The 20,490-nt window shown below is 73.3% G+C and carries 18 protein-coding genes; 16 read left to right on the top strand and 2 right to left on the bottom strand.

What is annotated here, in order from left to right; all coding sequences use genetic code 11:
* The first annotated feature begins 45 nt into the window (after positions 1-45).
* The 4 genes from DT076_RS17360 to ftsY all read left to right on the top strand — a co-directional run bounded on the left by DT076_RS17360 (position 46) and on the right by ftsY (position 5,880).
* Positions 46-645, top strand: a complete 600-nt coding sequence (locus DT076_RS17360; protein ID WP_114127967.1) for a GtrA family protein — start codon at positions 46-48, stop codon at positions 643-645.
* Complete coding sequence (gene smc, locus DT076_RS17365) at positions 645-4,226, top strand: chromosome segregation protein SMC (RefSeq protein ID WP_114127968.1); 3,582 nt, start codon at positions 645-647, stop codon at positions 4,224-4,226. The genes DT076_RS17360 and smc overlap by 1 nt, the downstream gene beginning before the upstream one ends.
* 136 nt (positions 4,227-4,362) lie before the next feature.
* Entirely contained in the window at positions 4,363-4,632 is a 270-nt protein-coding gene (locus DT076_RS17370; RefSeq protein ID WP_114127969.1) for a hypothetical protein, read from the top strand.
* A gap of 48 nt (positions 4,633-4,680) precedes the next feature.
* The gene (gene ftsY, locus DT076_RS17375; protein WP_114127970.1) at positions 4,681-5,880 is read left to right on the top strand and encodes a signal recognition particle-docking protein FtsY; all 1,200 of its coding nucleotides are present in this window, start codon (positions 4,681-4,683) and stop codon (positions 5,878-5,880) included.
* Between the two features lie 56 nt (positions 5,881-5,936).
* Here the strand turns inward: ftsY and DT076_RS17380 are convergent, their stop codons facing one another.
* Together DT076_RS17380 and DT076_RS17385 are read right to left on the bottom strand one after the other, a co-directional pair.
* Positions 5,937-6,425 carry an SRPBCC domain-containing protein gene (locus DT076_RS17380; RefSeq protein WP_114127971.1) on the bottom strand — a complete coding sequence of 163 codons (489 nt, stop codon included), beginning with the start codon at positions 6,423-6,425 and terminating at the stop codon, positions 5,937-5,939.
* Positions 6,422-6,781: an ArsR/SmtB family transcription factor gene (locus tag DT076_RS17385; protein WP_233494035.1), complete on the bottom strand. Its 360-nt coding sequence runs from the start codon at positions 6,779-6,781 to the stop codon at positions 6,422-6,424. Before DT076_RS17385 ends, DT076_RS17380 begins: the two co-directional genes overlap by 4 nt.
* A gap of 128 nt (positions 6,782-6,909) precedes the next feature.
* Between DT076_RS17385 and ffh the strand changes: the two genes are divergently transcribed.
* The 12 genes from ffh to DT076_RS17445 all read left to right on the top strand — a co-directional run bounded on the left by ffh (position 6,910) and on the right by DT076_RS17445 (position 20,483).
* A complete protein-coding gene (gene ffh / locus DT076_RS17390) occupies positions 6,910-8,517 on the top strand; it encodes a signal recognition particle protein (RefSeq protein WP_114127973.1) in 1,608 nt (535 codons plus the stop codon).
* Between the two features lie 158 nt (positions 8,518-8,675).
* Entirely contained in the window at positions 8,676-9,980 is a 1,305-nt protein-coding gene (locus tag DT076_RS17395) for an ABC transporter substrate-binding protein (RefSeq protein ID WP_114127974.1), read from the top strand.
* 3 nt (positions 9,981-9,983) lie between these two features.
* Positions 9,984-10,940 (top strand): carbohydrate ABC transporter permease, encoded by a 957-nt coding sequence (locus DT076_RS17400; RefSeq protein WP_114127975.1) that lies wholly within the window; start codon positions 9,984-9,986, stop codon positions 10,938-10,940.
* On the top strand, positions 10,933-11,850 hold the full coding sequence (locus tag DT076_RS17405) for a carbohydrate ABC transporter permease (RefSeq protein WP_114127976.1): 918 nt from the start codon (positions 10,933-10,935) through the stop codon (positions 11,848-11,850). The genes DT076_RS17400 and DT076_RS17405 overlap by 8 nt, the downstream gene beginning before the upstream one ends.
* A gap of 88 nt (positions 11,851-11,938) precedes the next feature.
* Positions 11,939-13,270 (top strand): Gfo/Idh/MocA family oxidoreductase, encoded by a 1,332-nt coding sequence (locus DT076_RS17410; RefSeq protein WP_233494036.1) that lies wholly within the window; start codon positions 11,939-11,941, stop codon positions 13,268-13,270.
* Positions 13,267-15,867, top strand: coding sequence for a glycosyl hydrolase (locus tag DT076_RS17415; RefSeq protein WP_158548187.1), 2,601 nt, complete (start codon positions 13,267-13,269; stop codon positions 15,865-15,867). Before DT076_RS17410 ends, DT076_RS17415 begins: the two co-directional genes overlap by 4 nt.
* 42 nt (positions 15,868-15,909) lie before the next feature.
* Positions 15,910-17,064 (top strand): Gfo/Idh/MocA family protein, encoded by a 1,155-nt coding sequence (locus DT076_RS17420; RefSeq protein ID WP_114127977.1) that lies wholly within the window; start codon positions 15,910-15,912, stop codon positions 17,062-17,064.
* Between the two features lie 46 nt (positions 17,065-17,110).
* The gene (locus tag DT076_RS17425; protein WP_233494037.1) at positions 17,111-18,208 is read left to right on the top strand and encodes an amidohydrolase family protein; all 1,098 of its coding nucleotides are present in this window, start codon (positions 17,111-17,113) and stop codon (positions 18,206-18,208) included.
* Between the two features lie 199 nt (positions 18,209-18,407).
* Positions 18,408-18,872 carry a 30S ribosomal protein S16 gene (gene rpsP / locus DT076_RS17430; RefSeq protein ID WP_114127979.1) on the top strand — a complete coding sequence of 155 codons (465 nt, stop codon included), beginning with the start codon at positions 18,408-18,410 and terminating at the stop codon, positions 18,870-18,872.
* Position 18,873: 1 nt separating this feature from the next.
* Positions 18,874-19,128 (top strand): RNA-binding protein, encoded by a 255-nt coding sequence (locus DT076_RS17435; protein WP_114127980.1) that lies wholly within the window; start codon positions 18,874-18,876, stop codon positions 19,126-19,128.
* Positions 19,129-19,132: 4 nt separating this feature from the next.
* The gene (gene rimM, locus DT076_RS17440; RefSeq protein ID WP_114127981.1) at positions 19,133-19,690 is read left to right on the top strand and encodes a ribosome maturation factor RimM; all 558 of its coding nucleotides are present in this window, start codon (positions 19,133-19,135) and stop codon (positions 19,688-19,690) included.
* A gap of 85 nt (positions 19,691-19,775) precedes the next feature.
* Positions 19,776-20,483, top strand: coding sequence for a succinate dehydrogenase cytochrome b subunit (locus tag DT076_RS17445; protein ID WP_114127982.1), 708 nt, complete (start codon positions 19,776-19,778; stop codon positions 20,481-20,483).
* Positions 20,484-20,490: the final 7 nt, after the last annotated feature.

Below are 20,490 nucleotides of genomic sequence, written 5' to 3' on the forward strand. Positions count from 1 at the left end.
CGGGGACGACCCGCGCCGGTGCGCGCGCGGTAGGTTGGCCCGACCGTGAGACGCCTGACCGACTACCTCCTCGTCCGCCACCGCCACAACTGGATCCAGCTGATCCGCTTCGGCCTGGTCGGCGGCTCGGGCGTGCTCGTCAACCTGCTCGTGGTGATCGCCTGCAACCGGGTCGGCGCCGACGAGCACGGTGTCGTGGTCGACCTGCCGTTCAGCCCCTTCAACGTGCGCTGGTACCACGTCTACTCGACGCTGGCCTTCCTGGTGGCCAACGTGTGGAACTTCCAGCTCAACCGCTCCTGGACGTTCAAGAGCGCCCCGCACTCGGGCTGGTGGCGCGAGTACGGGCCCTTCCTCGCCGTCGGCCTGGTCGGTCAGGCGGTCAACCTGCTCATCGTCACCCTGCTGCTCAACCCGCAGTCGCCGCTGGCCCTGCCGGTGTCGGTGTTCGACTCCTCCAGCGGGTTCCGCACCCCGCTGTACTGGGCGCAGCTGATCGGCATCGTGCTGGTGACCCCGCTGTCGTTCGTGGTCAACAAGGTGTGGACGTTCGCCTCGGTCCGCCGGGCCCGCCACGCCGCCGCGTCCGACGACGACAGCACCGGGGCCGCCGGAGGTGGCGGCGGACGGGTCGAGGTGTCCTGATGCACCTCAAGAGCCTCACCCTGCGCGGGTTCAAGTCCTTCGCCTCGGCCACCACCCTGCAGTTCGAGCCCGGGATCACCTGCGTCGTGGGCCCGAACGGCTCGGGCAAGTCCAACGTGGTGGACGCGCTGAGCTGGGTGATGGGCGAGCAGGGTGCCAAGTCGCTGCGCGGCGGCAAGATGGAGGACGTCATCTTCGCCGGGACGTCCGGACGCCCGCCGCTGGGCCGGGCCGAGGTGGTGCTGACCATCGACAACTCCGACGGGGCGCTGCCGATCGACTACACCGAGGTGACGATCGCCCGCACGATGTTCCGCAACGGCGGCTCGGAGTACGCCATCAACGGCAACCCCGCCCGGCTGCTCGACGTGCAGGAGCTGCTCAGCGACTCCGGCATCGGCCGCGAGATGCACGTCATCGTCGGCCAGGGCCAGCTCGACTCGATCCTCAGCGCGACCCCCGAGGGCCGGCGCGGCTTCATCGAGGAGGCGGCCGGCGTCCTCAAGCACCGCAAGCGCAAGGAGAAGGCGTTGCGCAAGCTGGAGGGCTGCGAGGGCAACCTCGACCGGCTGCAGGACCTGCTGGGCGAGGTGCGCCGTCAGCTCAAGCCGCTGGGCCGCCAGGCCGAGGTGGCCCGCAAGGCCGCCGTCGTGCAGGCCGAGGTGCGCGACGCCCGGGCCCGGCTGCTGGCTGACGAGCTGCTGCAGGCCACCCTCGAGCAGCAGGGCGACGACGCCGACGAGGCCCGGCTGCGGGCCCGTCGCGCCGAGCTGGAGCAGCAGCTGCAGCGTGCCCGGGAGGCCGAGGCCGAGCAGGAGGCGGCGCTGCGGGCCGCCGCCGCGGCGCTGGCCGCGGTGCAGGAGAGCTGGTACGCCCTCGCCGGGCTGCGTGAGCGGGTGGGCAGCACCGTGAGCATCGCCCGCGAACGGGTCCGCCACGCGGCCGAGGCGCCGGTGGAGGACCGCCCGGGTCGTGACCCCGAGGCGCTGGAGGCCGAGGCCGAGCAGGTGGCCGGTGAGGAGGCCCGGCTGCGCACCGAGGCGGAGGCCGCCGCGGAGGCGCTGCAGCAGGCCGGCGAGCACCGGGCCGAGGTGGAGCGCGCCCACGCCGAGGCCGACCGCGAGCTGGCGGCCCGGGTGCGGGCGGTGGCCGACCGGCGGGAGGGGCTGGCCCGGCTGCGGGGGCAGGTCAGCTCGCTGCGCTCACGCGCCGCGGCGGGCGAGGACGAGATCGGCCGACTCACCGGAGCCCGGGACGCCGCCCGCGAGCAGGCCGCCGAGGCCACCCGGGCATTCGCCGCGCTGGAGGCGACCGTGGCCGGCCTGGACGCGGGCGAGGTCGGCCTCGACACCGAGCACGAGGAGGCGGTGGCGGCGCTGGAGGCCGTCCGGGCCGAGGTGGAGCAGCTCCGGGCGGCCGAGCAGGCCGCGCAGCGGCAGCGGGCTGTGGCCTCGGCACGGGCCGAGGCGCTGCGCTCGGGGCTGGAACGGGGCGACGCCGGTGCGGCGCTGCTGGCCGCCGACGTCCCCGTGCCGGGGGTGCTGGGGTCCGTGGCCACCCTGGTGACGGTCGAGAGCGGCTGGGAGCAGGCCATCGGCGCCGCCCTCGGACCGGTGGCCGATGCGGTGGCCGTCGACGGGCTGGAGGCCGCCACCACCGTCTTCGACCGGCTGCGGGCCGACGACCTGGGCCGGGCCGGGCTGCTGGTGGGCTCGGACCGGGCGCCGCTGCCGGACGAGGTCGACCTGCCCGCCGGGGCCCGTCCGGCCGCCGCGCTGGTCAGCGGACCCGCCACGCTCCGTCCCGCCCTGGCGCGGCTGCTCGCCCGGGTCGTCGTGGTGGAGGACCTGGCCACGGCCCGCGCGGTGGTGGAGGCCCACCCCTGCCTGAGCGCGGTCACCCGGGACGGCGACGTCCTCAGCCACTGGTTCGCCGCCGGCGGCTCCACCGCGCGCCCCAGCCTGATCGAGGTGCAGGCCGCCGTCGACGAGGCCGAGCGGGAGCTGGCCGAGCGTGAGCACGAGTGCGAACGGCTCACCTTCGCCCTCGCCGAGGTCGACGGCCGGCTGGCCGAGGCGACCCGGCGCAGCGACGTCGCCCTGGCCCGCCTGCACGAGTCCGATGCCTCGATGGCCGCCGTCGCCGAGGAGCTGGGTCAGCTGCACTCCCGCGCCCGGGCGGCCGAGGGCGAGGCCGAGCGGCTGGAGCGGGGCATCCAAGCCGCGGAGGAGGCCCGCGACCGCGATCTCGCCGGGCTGGGCGAGCTGGAGGAGCGGCTGGCCCGCGCCGAGCAGGAGGGCGACGAGGAGGCCGAACCCGATCCCGCCGAGCGGGACGAGCTGGCCGAGCGTGCCCGCACCGCCCGGGCCGCCGAGATGGAGGCCCGGCTGCAGCTGCGCACGCTGGAGGAGCGGGTGCGCAGCCTGGCCGGCCGGGTGGAGGCGCTGCGTCAGGCGGCGCGCGCGGAGCGGCAGGCCCGTGAGCGGGCTGAGGCCCGGCGCGAGCAGCTGCGGCGGGAGGGCGCGGTGGCGGCGGAGGTGGTCCGCGGCGGGCAGTGGCTGCTCGCCCGGGTGGAGGCCTCCCACCGCCTCGCCACCGGGCAGCGCGACGCCGCCGAGCGCGACCGCACCGCGGCTGAGCAGGCGCTGGCCCGGCTGCGGGCCGAGGCCCGTGAGCTGTCCCGGGCACTGGAGCAGGTGATCGACTCCGCGCACCGCGACGAGCTGGCGCGGGCCCAGCAACGGATGCGGATCGAGCAGCTGCAGGAGCGTTCGCGCACCGAGCTCGGCCTCGACCCCGACACCCTGCTCGCCGAGTTCGGGCCCGAGCAGCCGGTTCCGGTGCTCACCCGACCCGACGGCACCGCGCTCGGCGAGGGCGACGAGACCCCCGAGCCGGTGCCCTACGTGCGCGAGCAGCAGCAGAAGCGGCTCCGCGCCGCCGAGCGCAACCTGGCCGTGCTGGGCAAGGTCAACCCGCTGGCGCTGGAGGAGTTCGAGGCGCTGCAGGAGCGGCACGCCTTCCTGGCCGAGCAGCTGGACGACCTGCGCCGCACCCGCCAGGACCTGATGGACATCATCGTCGAGGTCGACAACCGGGTGCAGCAGGTCTTCGCCGAGGCCTACGCCGACGTCGAGAAGGCCTTCCAGCACGTGTTCTCCCGGCTCTTCCCCGGCGGTGAGGGGCGGCTGGTGCTGACCGAGCCGGGGGAGTGGCTGACCACCGGTGTCGACGTCGAGGCCCGGCCGCCGGGCAAGAAGGTCAAGCGGCTGTCGCTGCTCTCCGGCGGGGAGCGGTCGCTGGTGGCGGTGGCGTTCCTGGTGTCGCTGTTCATGGCCCGTCCCAGCCCCTTCTACATCCTCGACGAGGTGGAGGCCGCCCTCGACGACACCAACCTGGGCCGGCTGCTGGAGATCTACGAGGAGCTGCGTGCGACCAGCCAGCTGCTCGTCATCACCCACCAGAAGCGCACGATGGAGATCGCCGACGCCCTCTACGGGGTGAGCATGCGCGGTGACGGCGTCTCGGCGGTGATCAGCCAGCGGCTGCGTGACACCGCGGACGCCGCCGCCACCGGATGAGGCCGGGAGTTCACCGACCGGACACCTCGGATCGGCAAAGTCTCCGTGTCGTCTCGGTCAACTCTCAGGTGTCCGACGCACACTGGGTGCGGCCCGGTGGACGCCGGGCCGGGGATCTCGTGCAGGAGGACGTGTCGTGGTCGGCGCAGTGATCGCCATGCTGGTCGTGCTCGGTGTGGCCGTGGGTGTCACCCTGGTGGTGGCGGTGGGCATCGCGGGGAAGGCGTCGGACCGCGCCCCCGGGGTCACGACCCGCCTGCAGCGCGCCGCCCGCCACCTCAACGGGGAGGCCGACGTGCCGCCGCGGCTGGAGAAGCTGGTGCGCGAGGTGGTCGAGCGGGTGGAGTCCGACCGCGTCCCGTCGGCGACGACCGCCGCGCCGCAGGCCGAGCACGCCACGCGCTGACCCGACGACCCCGCCACCCCCGCGTCGGGACCTCCCTAGGATGTCGGGGTGAATGCTGACCTGCTGTACCTGATCGTCGGCGTCGTCGCCCTCCTCGTGGTGGGCGCGGTGGTCGCGACCGTCGTCGTCCGTCGGCGCCGCGCGCTGCCGCCGGCCCCGCCGGCCGAGGAGCTCGAGCGTCCGGCCGTCGGCACCGCCACCGCCCCGTCGAAGGAGCGGGGAGAGCGGGCGCCGGGCACGACGGCACCGCCGGAGACGCTCCCGGACACGCAGGTGGAGCCCGCTCCGGCGCCGCTGGACGTCCCGGAGGCCCCGGAGAGCCGGCTGACCCGGCTGCGGCGCCGGCTCGCCGGCCAGGACAACGCGCTGTCCCGCGGACTGCTCGCCCTGCTGGCGCGGGACCGGATCGACGAGGACACCTGGGAGGAGTTCGAGGACACCCTCATCACCTCCGACCTCGGCGTCGGCCCCACCACCGAGCTGGTGGAGGCGCTGCGGACCCGGCTGAAGGTGGAGGGGGTCGCCGACCCCGGGGCCGCCCGCCGGGTGCTGCGCGAGGAGCTGCTGCGGCTGGTCGACCCCACCATGGACCGCAGCCTGGCCACCGAGCCCGGCACCGACGCGAACGGCGCGCACGTGCCTGCCGTGGTGCTGGTGGTCGGGGTCAACGGCACCGGCAAGACCACCACCGTCGGCAAGCTGGCCCGGGTGCTGGTGGCCGAGGACAAGGACGTGCTGCTGGGCGCCGCCGACACCTTCCGGGCCGCTGCCGCCGACCAGCTCGAGACCTGGGGCAGCCGGGTCGGCGTCCCGGTGGTGCGCGGGGCCGAGCAGGCCGACCCCGCCTCGGTCGCCTTCGACGCGGTGCGGGCCGGCCAGCAGGGCGAGGCCGACGTGGTGCTCGTCGACACCGCCGGTCGGCTGCACTCCAAGACCGGGCTGATGGACGAGCTGGGCAAGGTCAAGCGGGTGATCGAGCGGACCGCCCCGGTGGGGGAGGTGCTGCTGGTGCTCGACGCCACCACCGGCCAGAACGGGCTGACCCAGGCCCGGATCTTCCGTGAGGTGGTCGATGTCACCGGCATCGTGCTGACCAAGCTCGACGGCTCGGCCAAGGGGGGCATCGTCGTCCAGGTGCAGCGCGAGCTCGGCGTCCCGGTCAAGCTCATCGGCCTGGGTGAGGGCGTGGACGACCTCGCCCCCTTCGACGCCGAGCAGTTCGTCGACGCGGTGCTGTCGGAGGCCTGAGGCACTCCCGGAGGCCGGCGGCGCCACGACGCCGCCGGCCCATCGGTGCACGCCGCTCAGGCGGCCGGCTCGTCCATCGACCGGCCGGTCTCGAGCAGCGTCTTGAGCCCGGACAGGCTCCACAGCCAGCCTCCGCCGCCCTGGGCCGGGTCGCCGCCGCCAGAGATCTCCTCGGCCAGCTCGGGTGCGGCGCTGACGTCGTGGGTGAGCACCACCCGGGTCAGCCCGCTCGGGTACTCGGTCAGCTCCCAGGTGACGCGGGTGGGCGCGATCCCGGGGCGCCAGGTGGGCGTCCAGTCCAGGACCAGGCGGTGCGGCGGGTCGACCTCGACCACGCGGCCCTCGATGGCCACGTCGCCCATCCCCATCTCCTTCATCTCCGGCGTGCTGAGGTTGCGGTACACGCCGCCGGGCGTGGGCTCGAACTCGACGTCGCCGCCGTAGCCCCAGCGGCTGGTGTGCTCGGACTGCGTGATCCCCTCCCACACCTTCTGGGCGGGGGCCTGGATGTAGATGCTGTAGACCTGGGTCAGCGGTGTGCTCATGACTCGTCCTCGTCTGGTTCTGGTGCCGGGTTCTCGATGCGGTGCTTGAGGTCGAGCAGGACCGACGCCACGCCGGCCCGCTCGGTGTACTTGCCGATCCACCGCTGGTGGATCTGCTGGATCGGGACGGGGTTGAGGTGGTGCACCTTCACCCGTCCCTGCTTGCGCGCCACGACGAGATCGGCCTGCTCGAGCAGCCGCAGGTGCTTGGCCACCCCGAACCGGGTCATCTCGACGTGCTCGTTGACGACGGCCTCCAGCTCGCCGAGCGAGCGCCCGTCCCGCTGGAACAACGCGTCCAGGAGGAGCCGGCGGACCGGGTCCGCCAGTGCCCTGAACACGAGGTCGTCGTCCACACCGCGAACATAGGTGACCAAATGGTCACATGTCAATGGAGGAGAACGCGTTCGCGAGCCCCTCGGACCCGGAGACCGGACGGTACGCTGGGCCGCTGACGCACCCGCCCGACCTGAGGAATCCCCACGTGTTCGACACCCTGCAGGACCGGCTGAACTCGGCCTTCAAGTCGCTGCGCGGCAAGGGCCGGCTGACCGAGGCCGACATCGACGCCACCTGCCGCGAGATCCGCATCGCCCTGCTCGAGGCCGACGTCAACCTGTCGGTCGTCAAGGAGTTCGTCGGGGCGGTGAAGCACCGGGCCCGCGGGACGGAGCTGAGCGGTGCGCTCAACCCGAGCCAGCAGATCATCAAGATCGTCGACGAGGAGCTGGTCGCCATCCTCGGCGGGGAGACCCGCACCATCCGCTTCGCCAAGAAGCCGCCGACGGTGATCATGCTCGCGGGCCTGCAGGGCGCGGGCAAGACCACGCTGGCCGGCAAGCTCGGTCGCTGGCTGCGAGAGCAGGGGCACTCCCCGCTGCTGGTGGCCGCCGACCTGCAGCGTCCGAACGCGGTCAACCAGCTGCAGGTGGTGGGTGAGCGGGCCGGCGTGCACGTCTTCGCCCCCGAGCCCGGCGTGACCACCGCCGGCGGCGCCGACCAGCCGACCGGCGACCCGGTGCTGGTGGCCCGCCGCGCGATGTACCACGCCCAGCAGAAGCTCTACGACGTCGTCGTCGTCGACACCGCCGGGCGGCTGGGCGTCGACGAGGAGCTGATGCGCCAGGCCGCGGCCATCAAGGCCGAGGTGCGTCCGCAGGAGACCCTGTTCGTCGTCGACGCGATGATCGGCCAGGACGCGGTCAACACCGCCCGGGCCTTCGCCGAGGGCGTCGGCTTCGACGGCGTGGTGCTGACCAAGCTCGACGGCGACGCCCGTGGTGGTGCGGCGCTGTCGATCGCCAAGGTCACCGGCCGGCCGATCATGTTCGCCTCCAACGGCGAGCAGCTGACCGACTTCGACGTCTTCCACCCCGACCGGATGGCCAGCCGCATCCTCGGCATGGGTGACGTGCTGACGCTGATCGAGCAGGCCGAGCGCACCTTCGACGCCGAGCAGAGCGCCAAGGCCGCGGCCAAGCTGCAGAGCAAGGGCGGCAGCGACTTCGGACTGGCTGACTTCCTGCAGCAGATGCAGATGGTGCGCAAGATGGGCCCGCTGTCCAAGATCTTCGGGATGCTCCCGGGGATGGGCGAGATGAAGGACCAGATCGCCAACATCGACGAGCGTGAGGTCGACCGGATCGAGGCGATCATCCAGTCGATGACGCCGGCCGAGCGCGACGACCCGAAGATCCTCAACGGTTCGCGCCGCGCCCGGATCGCCCGGGGCTCGGGGGTGGAGGTCTCCGACGTCAACAACCTGGTCAACCGGTTCATGGAGGCCCGCAAGGTGATGAGCCAGCTGGCCGGCGGGTCGATGCCCGGGATGCCGCCGGTGCCGGGTCTGCCGGGAGGGTCCGGCGGAGGCGGGGGCGCCCGCAAGGGCAAGCAGCAGGCCAAGCGGAAGAAGGCCGGCAAGGGCGTCTCCGGCAACCCGGCCAAGCGGCGCGAGCAGGGACGTCCGAGTGCGCCGGCCGCCGACGGGGCGGCCGCCTTCGGCCAGCTGCCGAAGGGCCCGCAGGACGCCCAGCAGGCGATGGCGGACTTCGACCTGCCGCCGGAGCTGCGCAAGATGTTCGACAAGCGCTGAGTCGCGCTCGCCGGGCGGTCCGACGACGGGCCGTCCGGCGGTGCGGGAGCCGTCCGGGCGACGGCACAAGATAACGATTGAGACGATTCAGTGGACAGAGCAAGCGCTTGCGTCTACCGTCATCCGAGTTCTTTCAGTTCAACGACGAGGGGAAAGAGATGGCTGTCAACCGTAGGCAGTTTCTGACCGCAGCAGGCGGTCTGGCGGCGGTGGCCGGCTCCGGTGGGCTCGCCGCGTGCGGCGACTCCGGCAGCGGCGGCGGCGGGAACGCGGACGGGTCGGCGGAGCTGGCCTTCGCCTGGTGGGGCAACGAGGTGCGCAACGCGAACACCACGGCCGCCATCGACGCCTACACCGCGGCGAACCCGAACGTGACCATCTCGCCCCAGCCGGGGGAGTGGGCCAGCTACTGGGACAAGCTCGCCACCCAGACCGCGGGCAACACCGCGCCCGACATCATCCAGATGGACATGGCCTACATCTCCGAGTACGGCACCCGCGGTGCCCTGCTCGACCTGGAGGAGTACGGCGTCGACGTCTCCAAGTTCGCCGAGGGCACGGTCGACTCGGGTCGCATCGACGGCACGCTGTACGGCGTCAACGCCGGCATCAACACCCCGACGATCCTGGCCAACCCCGAGCTCTACGAGGAGGCCGGTGTCGACATGCCCGACGACACCACCTGGACCTGGGAGGAGTACGGCGCGATCGCGGAGGAGCTCAGCGCCAAGCTGGGCAGCGGCTCCTTCGGCTCGGACTCGATCTTCAACGACGTCCTGCTCAGCGCCTACCTGCGCCAGCAGGGCAAGGAGCTGTTCACCCCCGAGGGCCTCGGCTTCGCCGTCGAGGACGTCATCCCGTGGTTCGAGCTGATGAAGTCCTTCGTCGACTCCGGCGCGCTGCCCGACGCGGCTCGCATCAGCGAGGGCGCCACCAAGCCCCTCGACCAGGGCGACTTCGTCGTCGGCAACAGCGCCATGGCGCAGTACTGGTCCAACCAGGTGGAGGCCGTCAACAAGTCCTCGGGCAAGACCATGGCCATCCTGCGCTACCCGAGCACCACGGGTCAGGCCACCGACCGGAAGGCCTGGTACAAGGCGTCGATGCTGTGGTCGGCCTCGGCCCGCACCCGTCACCCCGAGGCGGCCGTCGCCCTCATCAACTGGTGGGTCAACTCCTCGGAGAGCGCCGAGGCCAACCTGGCCGAGCGCGGCATCCCGGCGAACCTGGAGATCCGCGAGCAGGTCACCCCGGAGCTGTCGGAGGACCAGCAGGCCGTCGCGGAGTTCATCGCCGACATCGAGCCCGAGCTGGGCACCACCCCGATCGCCCCGCCGCCCGGTGGTGGCGAGCTCGGCGACATCATGCAGCGCTACCAGCTCGACATGCTGTTCGGCCGCACCGCCCCGGCCGACGCCGCCAACGGCTTCTACACCGAGGCCTCCTCCAACCTGAAGGTCTGAGGGATGAGTGCGCTCTTCGAGCTGACGAGCCTCAAGGGCAGCAGGGCCAGGACACCGGAGGAGAAGGCGGCCCGCCGCAAGGAGGCGGGCCGCGACAACCTCGCCGGCTACCTGTTCCTGCTGCCCTGGCTGGTCGGCCTGGTCGTCATCACCGTCGGTCCGCTGGTCGCCTCGCTGTACTTGTCGTTCACCGACTACAGCCTCATCCAGGCGCCGGAGTGGACCGGTCTGGAGAACTACGTCCGGATGCTGGAGGACCCTCGCCTGCACAACGCGCTGCGGGTGACCTTCATCTACGTGGTGGTCGGCACCCCGCTCCAGCTGGCGGTGGCCCTGGGGATCGCGCTGCTGCTGAACGAGGGCATGAAGGGTCTGGCGTTCTACCGCTCGATCTTCTACCTGCCCTCGCTGCTGGGCGGCTCGGTGGCCATCGCGCTGCTGTGGCGCCAGCTGTTCGGCACCGACGGCCTGGTCAACCAGCTGCTCCGGCTGCTCGGCGTGGACGCCACCATCGGATGGGTCTCCGACCCCAGCTACGCGCTGTGGACGATCATCCTGCTGCACGTGTGGACCTTCGGCTCGCCGATGGTGATCTTCCTCGCCGGCCTGCGCCAGATCCCGGCGATGTACTACGAGGCGGCCGCCGTCGACGGGGCGACCCGGTGGTCCCGGTTCGTCCGGATCACGCTGCCGCTGCTCTCGCCGATCATCTTCTTCAACCTCGTGCTCCAGGTGATCGGGGCGTTCCAGTCCTTCACCCAGGCGTTCGTGGTCTCCAACGGCACCGGTGGCCCGTCGGACTCGACGATGTTCTACACGCTGTACCTCTACGACCGCGGCTTCGGCAACTTCGAGATGGGCTACGCCGCGGCGATGGCCTGGCTCCTGGTCGTCATCGTCGGGGCCCTCACCGCCGTCAACTTCCTGCTCTCAAGGTTCTGGGTGTTCTACGATGACTGACCTCGACACCGCCGCCCTCCCCGCCACGCCGGCCGGCACCGAGCGGCCCGCGCCGCGGTCGCAGCAGGCCGAGTCCTCCGGCGGACGCGTCGCCCGGTCGCTGCTCAAGCACCTGATGCTCATCCTGGCCAGCATCGTGATGATCTACCCGCTGCTGTGGCTGCTCGTCAGCTCGTTCCGGCCCACCGAGGTCATCTTCCGCACCCCGGGGCTCTGGCTCAACGAGCTGTTCGTGCAGAACTACAGCGAGGGCTGGTTCGCCCTCGGCAGCCCGTTCCACGTCTACCTGTTCAACTCGCTGGTGGTCACGGTCGGCGCGGTGGTGGGCAACCTCGTCTCGTGCTCGCTCGCGGCCTACGCGTTCGCCCGGCTGAAGTTCCGGCTCCGCACGCTGTGGTTCGCCATCATGCTGGTGACGATCATGCTGCCGATCCACGTCATCGTGGTGCCGCAGTACATCATCTTCAACCTGCTGGGCTGGGTGAACACGATCATCCCGCTGGTGCTGCCGAAGTTCCTGGCCACCGACGCCTTCTTCGTCTTCCTCATGGTCCAGTTCATCCGGGGCATCCCCCGCGAGCTGGACGAGGCGGCGCGCATCGACGGCTGCGGGCACTGGCAGATCTTCACCCGGGTGATGCTGCCGCTGATGGGTCCGGCGCTGGCCACCTCGGCCATCTTCACGATCATCTGGACCTGGAGCGACTTCTTCACCCCGCTCATCTACCTCACCGACCCGACGAAGTACACGGTGCCGCTGGCCCTGCGCTCCTTCCTGGACGCCACCAGCGGCAGCAACTGGGGGGCGATGTTCGCGATGTCGATCGTCACCCTCGTCCCGATGTTCCTCGTCTTCCTGTTCGGCCAGAAGTTCCTCATCCGCGGTATCGCGACCACCGGCGGCAAGTGAGGCACGGGAGGCGGCGGTCCACGTGACCGCCGCCTCCCGCTGCCCTGCCCCGTCCCGTCCCGGTCCCGAACGAACGAAAGGTTGTCCTGTGGGTTCCCCCCGACGCTATGTGGTGGTCGGCACCGGCCACCGCGTCCAGATGTACCTCGACGCGATGGCCGGCGCGCACCGCGACGACGCCGTCCTGGTCGCCCTGCTCGACCCCAACCCGGGCCGGGTCGAGCACCACCGGGCCCGGCTGGAGGCGGCGGGGCTGGACGTCTCCTCGGTGGTGACCGGCGGCCCGGAGGCGCTCGAGCAGACCATCGCCGACACCGGGGCCGACCGGGTCGTCGTCACCTCGCCCGACCACGCCCACGCCGGGCTGGTCGTGCGCAGCCTGGACGCCGGCGCCGACGTCGTGGTCGAGAAGCCGCTGACCATCGACCCCGAGAGCGCGCGGGCCATCGCGGAGGCGGTCGCCCGCACCGGCCGTGACGTGGTGGTCACCCACAACTACCGCTACTCCCCGCGCAACTCCGGGCTCAAGCAGCTGATCCGCGACGGCGCGATCGGCACGCCGCTGTCGGTGACCTTCGAGTGGATCCTCGACACCGCCCACGGCGCGGACTACTTCCGGCGCTGGCACCGGGACAAGAAGAACTCCGGCGGTCTGCTGATCCACAAGGCCTCCCACCACTTCGACCTGGTGAACTGGCTGCTCGCCGACGCCCCGACCCAGGTCTACGCCCGCGGCGGGGTGCGCTTCTACGGCGCGGAGAACGCCGACGCCCGCGGTCTGCCGCCGCGTCCGCCGCGCGGCACCCACGACGGCGAGCACAGCCCGTGGGAGCTCGACCTGCGCGACGACCCGCGGCTCAAGGCGCTCTACCTCGACAACGAGCAGCACGACGGCTACCACCGCGACCAGGACGTCTTCGGCCCCGGCGTGACCACCGAGGACAACCTGGCCGTGGTCGTCGACTACAGCCGCGGTGCGGTGCTCAGCTACGCCCTCAACGCCCACGCCCCGTGGGAGGGCTACCGCATCTACGTCAACGGCACCGAGGGTCGGGCCGAGCTCGAGGTGGTCGAGCGGGCCGCCGTCCTGCTCGACGACGCCGGCGGCACCACCGTCGACCCCAGCGCCCTGCCGGCCTCCTCCAGCCGCCACGGCGGCGAGCGGCTCACCCTGCAGCGGCACTGGGAGCCCGCCCAGGAGATCGAGATCCAGCAGGGCGAGGGTGGTCACGGTGGCGGGGACGCCCTGCTGCTGGCCGACGTCTTCCGGGGTCCCGGCGAGGACCCGCTGGAGCGTCCCTCCACCTGGGTGGACGGGATCCGCTCGATCGCGGTCGGGATGGCCGGCAACGAGTCCCTGCGCACCGGCCAGGCCGTCCGGGTCGAGGACCTGGGGCTCGGCGTCGACCTCAGCCGGTGACGGCCGCGCAGCCGGCGGACGCCGGGACGCAGGCGCAGGTCGAGCGGCTGCGGGCCGGTCTCGCCGACCCGCCGCGCGAGGCGGCGCCGATGATGCGCTGGTGGTGGTTCGGCCCGGCGGTGGAGCGGGCCGAGCTGGACCGCGAGCTCACCGTGATGGCCGCCGCCGGTCTCGGCGGGGTCGAGGTGGCCTACGTCTACCCGCTGGAGCCGGCCACCACGACGCTGCTCTCGGAGTCGTTCCTCGCCGACCTGCGTTTCGCCGCCGAGCGGGTGCGTGAGCTCGGTCTGCGCTTCGACCTCACCCTTGGCACCGGCTGGTCCTTCGGCGGCCCGCACATCGACACCGCCCTGGCCGCCCGCCGGCTGCGCTGGGACCGTCGCGAGATCACCCCCGGACCGCTACGGATCGGCGCCACCTCGCCCTGGCCGGGCGAGGAGCTGGTGGCGGCCTACCTCGGCGACGGCTCGGAGCAGGAGACCCCCGACGTCTTCACCCCGCTGCCGGTCACCGACGGCGAGGTGCGGGTGCCCGACGGGCGCGGTCCCCGGCAGGTGCTGCTGGTCTGGTCCGAGCCCACCGGGCAGAACGTCAAGCGCGCCGCCGCCGGCGCCGAGGGCCCGGTTCTCGACCACTACAGCGCGGCCGCCACCCAGCGTCACCTGGAGGCCTTCGGCGACCCGCTGCTGGACGCTGTCGACCCCGCGCTGGTCGGGTCGGTGTTCTGCGACAGCCTCGAGGTCTACGCCGCGGACTGGACACCGGCGCTGCCCGAGGAGTTCGAGCGCCGCCGCGGCTACCCGCTGCTGCCGGTGCTGCCCGCGCTGCTGTCCACCGACCCGGCGACCGCCGCGGTGCGCGCCGACTACCACCGCACCCTGGTCGAGCTGTACGAGGAGAACTTCGTCGCCGTCGTGCAGCGCTGGGCCGCCGGGCGCGGCGTGCCGTTCCGGCTGCAGGGCTACGGGGTGCCCCCAGCCACCGTGGCCAGCTACCGCTTCGCCGACCTCTTCGAGGGCGAGGGCTGGGGCTGGAAGCGCCTCACCCAGACCCGGTGGGCGTCCTCGGCCGCGCACCGCTACGACCGCCCGGTCGTCTCGGCCGAGGTGTGGACCTGGCTGCACTCGCCGTCCTTCCGCGCCACCCCGCTCGACCTGCAGGGCGAGGCCCACGAGCACCTGCTCAACGGCGTCAACCAGCTGATCGGGCACGGCTGGCCCTACTCCCCGCCCGACGCGCCGGGGCTGGGCTGGTTCTTCTACGCCGCCGGCGCCTACGACGACCGCAACCCCTGGTGGCCGGCGATGCCGGGGCTGGTGGCCGCGCTGAGCCGGCTCAGCTGGCTGCTGCGCCAGGGCAGCCCGGTGGCCGACGTCGCGGTCTACGTCCCGCTGACCGATGTGCTGGCCGGGATGGGCAGCGCCACCGGCGGCTCGCTGGACGCCTGGCGCGAGACCGCCCGGCGCGTCCCGGCCGAGGTCACCGCCGCCGTCCGCGAGCACGGGCTCGACTACGACCTGGTCGACGACGAGGTGCTCGACGGGCTCGACCCCGGGCGTTACCCGGTGGTGGTCGTCCCGGCCACCACCACCGTCCCCGAGCCCACCCGGGCCTGGCTGGCCGCGGTGCAGGAGCGGGGTGGGACGGTGCTGCGGGTCGGCAGCCCGGTCGACGTCGGCGGCCGTGCGGTGGCCGCCGGGTCGTTGGCCGCCGCCCTCGGCGAGGTCCTCGAGCCGCTGCTCGTCCCCGACCGCCCGACGCCGTCGCTGGGCGTGGTGGTGCGGCGCACCGCCGGCGCCGAGGTGGTGCTGCTGGCCAACACCGGCCCGGAGCCGCTGCAGCGCTCGCTCACCTCGCGCAGCCCGCACACCCGCTACGAGCAGTGGGACCCGGTGACCGGACGGCTGGTGCGGGCCGGCGCGCTGGCCGACGGCCTGGCGCTGGAGCTGGAGCCCTACCAGGCCACGGCGCTGCTGCTCAGCGACGCCCCAGCGCCCGCCGAGCCGGCCCTACCGGCCGCCGCGCACGGGTCGTCGACGCCCCTCGCCGACGGCTGGAGCGTCACCTTCCCCGGGGAGGCGCCGGCCCCGGTGGACGTGCCGCACGTGTGGGAGGAGACCGGCCGGCCCGGGTTCTCCGGCACCGCCCGCTACGCCACCACCGTCGAGCTGGACGCGCTGCCCGACGGCGCCCGCGTCGTCCTCGACCTCGGCGGCGTCACCCCGGTCGGCGACGCCGGCGCCGACGAGGGGCTGGTCGGACCGTCCTACCGGGCCCGCGTGCGCGGGCCGGTCGGCGAGGTCGCGACGGTGGAGGTCAACGGCACCGGCTGCGGCGTGCTGTGGTGCCCGCCGTACCGGGTCGACGTCACCGACGCCGTCCGGCCGGGACGCAACGAGGTCGTGCTCGAGGTCGCCAACACCGCCGCCAACGCGCTGTCGGTCGACGAGGAGATCCACCGGCTGGCCGCCGAGGCCGAGCGGCGCGACGGCCGCCGGTTCCGGATGCAGCAGCTGGACCGGGCAGCCGAGAGCGTGCGCTCGGGACTGCTCGCCGCGCCGACCCTGCGGGTGCACGCGCCGGCCCCGCCCGGCTGACACCCCAGCCCACCGCCCACCCGTGACGTCTGAGGAGAAGTGATGGCCCCCGCCGCGCCCACCAACGCCCCCGCCCGCATCGTCCAGGTCGGCGCCTCCGGCTTCGGCCGGGTGCACCGTGAGCGGATCGCGGCCGCGCAGCAGCGCGGCGAGGCCGAGCTGGTCGCGGTCGTCGACCCCTTCGTCGGCGCGCTGGACGGGCCCGACGCCGGTGTCCCGCTGCTGGGCACCCTGCCCGAGGCGCTGCAGACGTCAGGGAGGGTGGACGTGGTGAGCATCGCGGCACCGATCGCCGAGCACGCCGAGCTGGCGACGCTGGCGCTGCAGGCCGGTGCGGACGTGCTGCTGGAGAAGCCGCCGGTGGCGGTCTGGGCGGACTTCGAGCGGCTGCTCGAGCTGCAGCGCAGCACCGGCCGGCTGGTGCAGGTCGGCTTCCAGAGCCTGGCCACCGACGGCGCCGACCTGCTCGGCTCCGACGCCCTCGGGCTCGGGACGCTGCAGCAGGTGGGCGCGGTCGGGCTGTGGCTGCGCACCCTGGGCTACTGGTCGCGCTCGCCGTGGGCGGGCCGGCGCACCCTCGACGGGCGTCCGGTGGTGGACGGGGTGGTGACCAACCCGCTGGCCCACGCGGTCGCGACCGCGCTGGCCGTGGTGGGCTGCCGCCGGGCCGAGGACGTCGCCGAGGTGGAGGTCGAGCTGTTCCGGGCCAACGCCATCGACGCCGACGACACCTCGGTGGTGCGGGTGCGGACCGCCGCCGGTGACGTCGTCACCTGCGCGCTCACCCTGTGCTCCCCGGTGCAGCAGGACCCGTGGGTCGAGGTCGTGGGCGAGCACGGGCGGGCCCGCTACCTCTACACCGAGGACCGGATCGAGGTCACCACCGCCGACGGCACCCGCACCGCCGCGGTCACCCGCACCGACCCGCTGGCCAACCTGCTCGCCGCCCGGCGCGGGGAGGCCGAGCTGATGGTGCCGCTGGTCAGCACCGGCGCCTTCATGCGGGTGATGGACGCCGTCGGCCGGACGACGCCGGCCCCGATCCCCGCCTCGGGCGTCCGCTGGGTGGGGGAGGGCGCCGACCGCCACCCCGAGGTCGAGCAGGTCGACCACTGGGCGCAGGAGGCCGTCCGGCAGGGACGCACCTTCACCGAGCTCGGCGTGCCCTGGGCCCGGGCCGGCGCGACCACGGCCTGACCCCTGCTACGGGTGCCTCCGCGGCGGTGGTCCTAGGCTGCCGGGCGTGAGCCACCCCGACCCGACCCCACCGCCGGGACCGCTGCACCTGCGCGACGTCGTGCTGGTCGAGACCGGCGAGCGGACCGACCTGTGGGTGGCCGACGGCCGGCTGGTCGACGGCCCGGTCGCGGGGGCCACCACCGTCGCCGAGGGCGGCTGGGTGCTGCCCGGGCTGGTCGACGCCCACTGCCACATCGGTCTGGAGGCCGCCGGCGCGGTGGACCGGGCCCGGGCCGAGCAGCACGCGCTGACCGAGCGCGCCGCCGGCGTCCTGCTGCTGCGCGACGCCGGGTCGCCGGCCGACACCCGCTGGATCGACGACCGGGACGACCTGCCGCGGGTGGTCCGCGCCGGTCGCCACATCGCCCGCCCGCGGCGCTACCTGCGCGACTACGCCGACGAGGTGGAGCCCGACGGACTGGTCGCGGCGGTGGAGCGGCAGGCGGCCCGCGGCGACGGCTGGATCAAGCTGGTGGGGGACTGGATCGACCGCTCCGTGGGCGACCTCACCCCGCTGTGGCCTGCCGACGTCGCCGCCGCGGCGGTCGCCCGCGCCCACGAGCTGGGCTGCCGGGTGACCGTCCACGTGTTCTCGGAGCAGGCGGTGGCCGAGCTGGTCGCGGCCGGGGTGGACGGCGTCGAGCACGGCACCGGGCTGACCGACGACGTCATCGCGCAGATGGCCGAGCGGCAGGTCGCGCTGGTGCCCACCCTGGTGCAGCTGGAGAACTTCCCCCGCTTCGCCGCCCAGGGCCGCGAGAAGTTCCCCCGCTACGCCGCCCACATGGACGACCTCCACGCCCGCCGGTTCGACACCATCGGCCGGGCGGTCGAGGCCGGCGTCCCGGTCTACGCCGGCACCGACGCCGGCGGGTTCCTGCCGCACGGGATCATCGCCCGTGAGGTGGCGGCGCTGGCGCGGCTGGCAGGCCCCGAGACCGCCCTCGGGGCGGCGTCCTGGCGGGCGCGGGAGTGGCTCGGCCACCCCGGGCTCACCCCGGGTGCGCCCGCCGACCTGGTCGTCCTGGGCGCCGACCCACGGGTCGAGCCCGGCGTCCTGGCCTCCCCCCGCCGGGTGGTGCTGCGCGGCCGCGTGGTCTGACGCGCGCCCGCGGCGGCGTTTGGAGGCGGCGTGCCGCTCTGGCAGAATGGCCCGCGCATCCGTGCTGCCCTGGTGCCCTCTCTCCGCCGGGCGCAGCGCTGGTCCACCCGGGTTGAGGTGCGCTGCCCCACCAGCGCGCCGACTGCTCACCCACCGCGCCGGGGCCGTCCCGGCCGAACCACCAGGAGAAACCACACCCGTGGCTGTCAAGATTCGTCTCAAGCGACTCGGCAAGATCCGTTCGCCGCACTACCGCATCGTCGTCATGGACTCGCGCCAGAAGCGCGACGGCCGGGCGATCGAGGAGATCGGGCTCTACCACCCGAAGAACGACCCGTCGGTGATCCAGGTCGACTCCGAGCGCGCCCAGTACTGGCTCGGCGTCGGCGCCCAGCCGACCGAGGCCGTCGTCGCCATCTTCAAGCGCAGCGGGGACTGGCAGAAGTTCTCCGGCGACACCTCGCCGTCGGGCATCGACCCGCAGGCGGAGAAGAAGGACAAGACCGCGCTGTTCAACGCTGCGCTGGCCGACACCGCCGACGAGCCCAGCGTGGCCGCGTTCAGCAGCCGCAAGAAGGCCGACGAGACCTCCTCCACCGAGGCCTCCGCGGGCGAGACGGGCGCAGGGGAGACCTCGACCGACGAGTCCTCCACCGAGGCCTGAGGTGCTGGCCGACGCGCTGGAGCACCTGGTCCGCGGCCTGGTCACCCACCCCGACGACGTCCGGGTGCGGGACGTCGACGGCCGCCGCGGGCGGATGCTCGAGGTGCGCGTGCACCCCGACGACGTCGGCAAGGTGATCGGTCGCCAGGGGCGCACGGCGAGCGCGCTGCGCACCGTGATCACCGCCCTGGCCGGACGGGACCGGATCCGCGTCGACTTCGTCGACGTCGACCGTCCTCGGCGGGGCGGACGCTGAGCCGGTGACGGCAGTCGACGTGGTGGTCGGCCGGGTCGGCCGACCGCACGGCGTCCGGGGTGAGCTCAGCATCGAGCTGCGCACCGACGAACCGACGAGGCGCTTCGCGCCGGGTGCCATGCTGCACCTGGTGCGGAGCGCCGCGGCGCGTCCGGGGCTCGACCGCTGGCCCGTCGAGCGGACGGTGACGGTGGTCAGCACCCGCTGGCACCAGGGCCGGATGCTGGTGCGCCTGGACGGGGTGGACGACCGCGACGCCGCCGAGGCGCTGCGGGGGCTGCTGCTGGTGGTCCGCGTCGAGGAGGACGAGGAGCCCGAGGAGCCGGGGGAGTACTACGACCGGCAGCTGGTCGGCCTGGCCGTGCTCGACGCCGCGGGGCAGCGTGCCGGCACGGTCCGGGCCGTGGTGCACCTGCCGGCCCACGACCTGCTCGAGGTCGACGTGGAGGACGGACGCCGGCTGGTGCCCTTCGTCGAGGCGCTGGTGCCCGAGGTCGACCTGGCGGCCGGCCACCTGCGGCTGGCCGACGTCGAGGGGCTGCTCGACGACCTGGAGGGATAGCCCCCGGTCGTCGGACGAACGTGACGTCGAGCACGCGAGGACCACCTTGGTTTCCGGGGTCCTGGCAGAGAACTAAGGTGAGGCTGTGGCAACGACGACGATCTCGGCGCAGCGCAGGGCACTGCGTTCGACGGTGGCCAAGAAGGTCATCATGGCGGTCTCCGGCCTCATCATGGTCGGCTACCTGCTCGCCCACATGTACGGCAACCTCAAGGCCTTCTCGGGGATGCAGGCCTTCGACGAGTACTCCCACCACCTGCGCGAGCTCGGCGAGCCGATCCTGCCGCCCAGCGGCGCGCTGTGGATCATCCGGGTGGTGCTGCTGGTCGCGGTGGTGGCCCACATCTGGGCCGCGGTGCTGCTGGCCCGGCGGTCCTGGACCTCGGCCGGGGTCAACCGCTACGAGACCAGGCGCAACCGGCGCGGCATCCAGCGCACCTACGCCTCGTTCACGCTGCGCAGCGGCGGTGTGGTCATCGCCCTGTTCGTCGTCTACCACCTGGCCCACCTGACCTGGCACTGGATCGAGCCGGGCGGCTCCTCGCCCTCGCCCTACGGCCGGCTGGTCGCCGGCTTCTCCGTGTGGTGGGTGGTCGCGCTCTACGTCATCGCCCTGCTCGCGGTGGGCTTCCACCTGCGCCACGGCGTCGCCAGCGCGCTCTACACCCTCGGCGCCGGCACCACCGCGACCGCGCGGCAGGTGATCGTGGTGGTCTCGATCGTGACCTCGCTGGTGATCACCGTCGGCTTCCTCATCGTCCCCTTCAGCGTCCTCCTGGGAGTGATCCAGTGACCGACCA

The organism is Desertihabitans brevis, assembly GCF_003327535.1.
GTDB classification, from domain to species: Bacteria; Actinomycetota; Actinomycetes; order Propionibacteriales; family Propionibacteriaceae; genus Desertihabitans; species Desertihabitans brevis.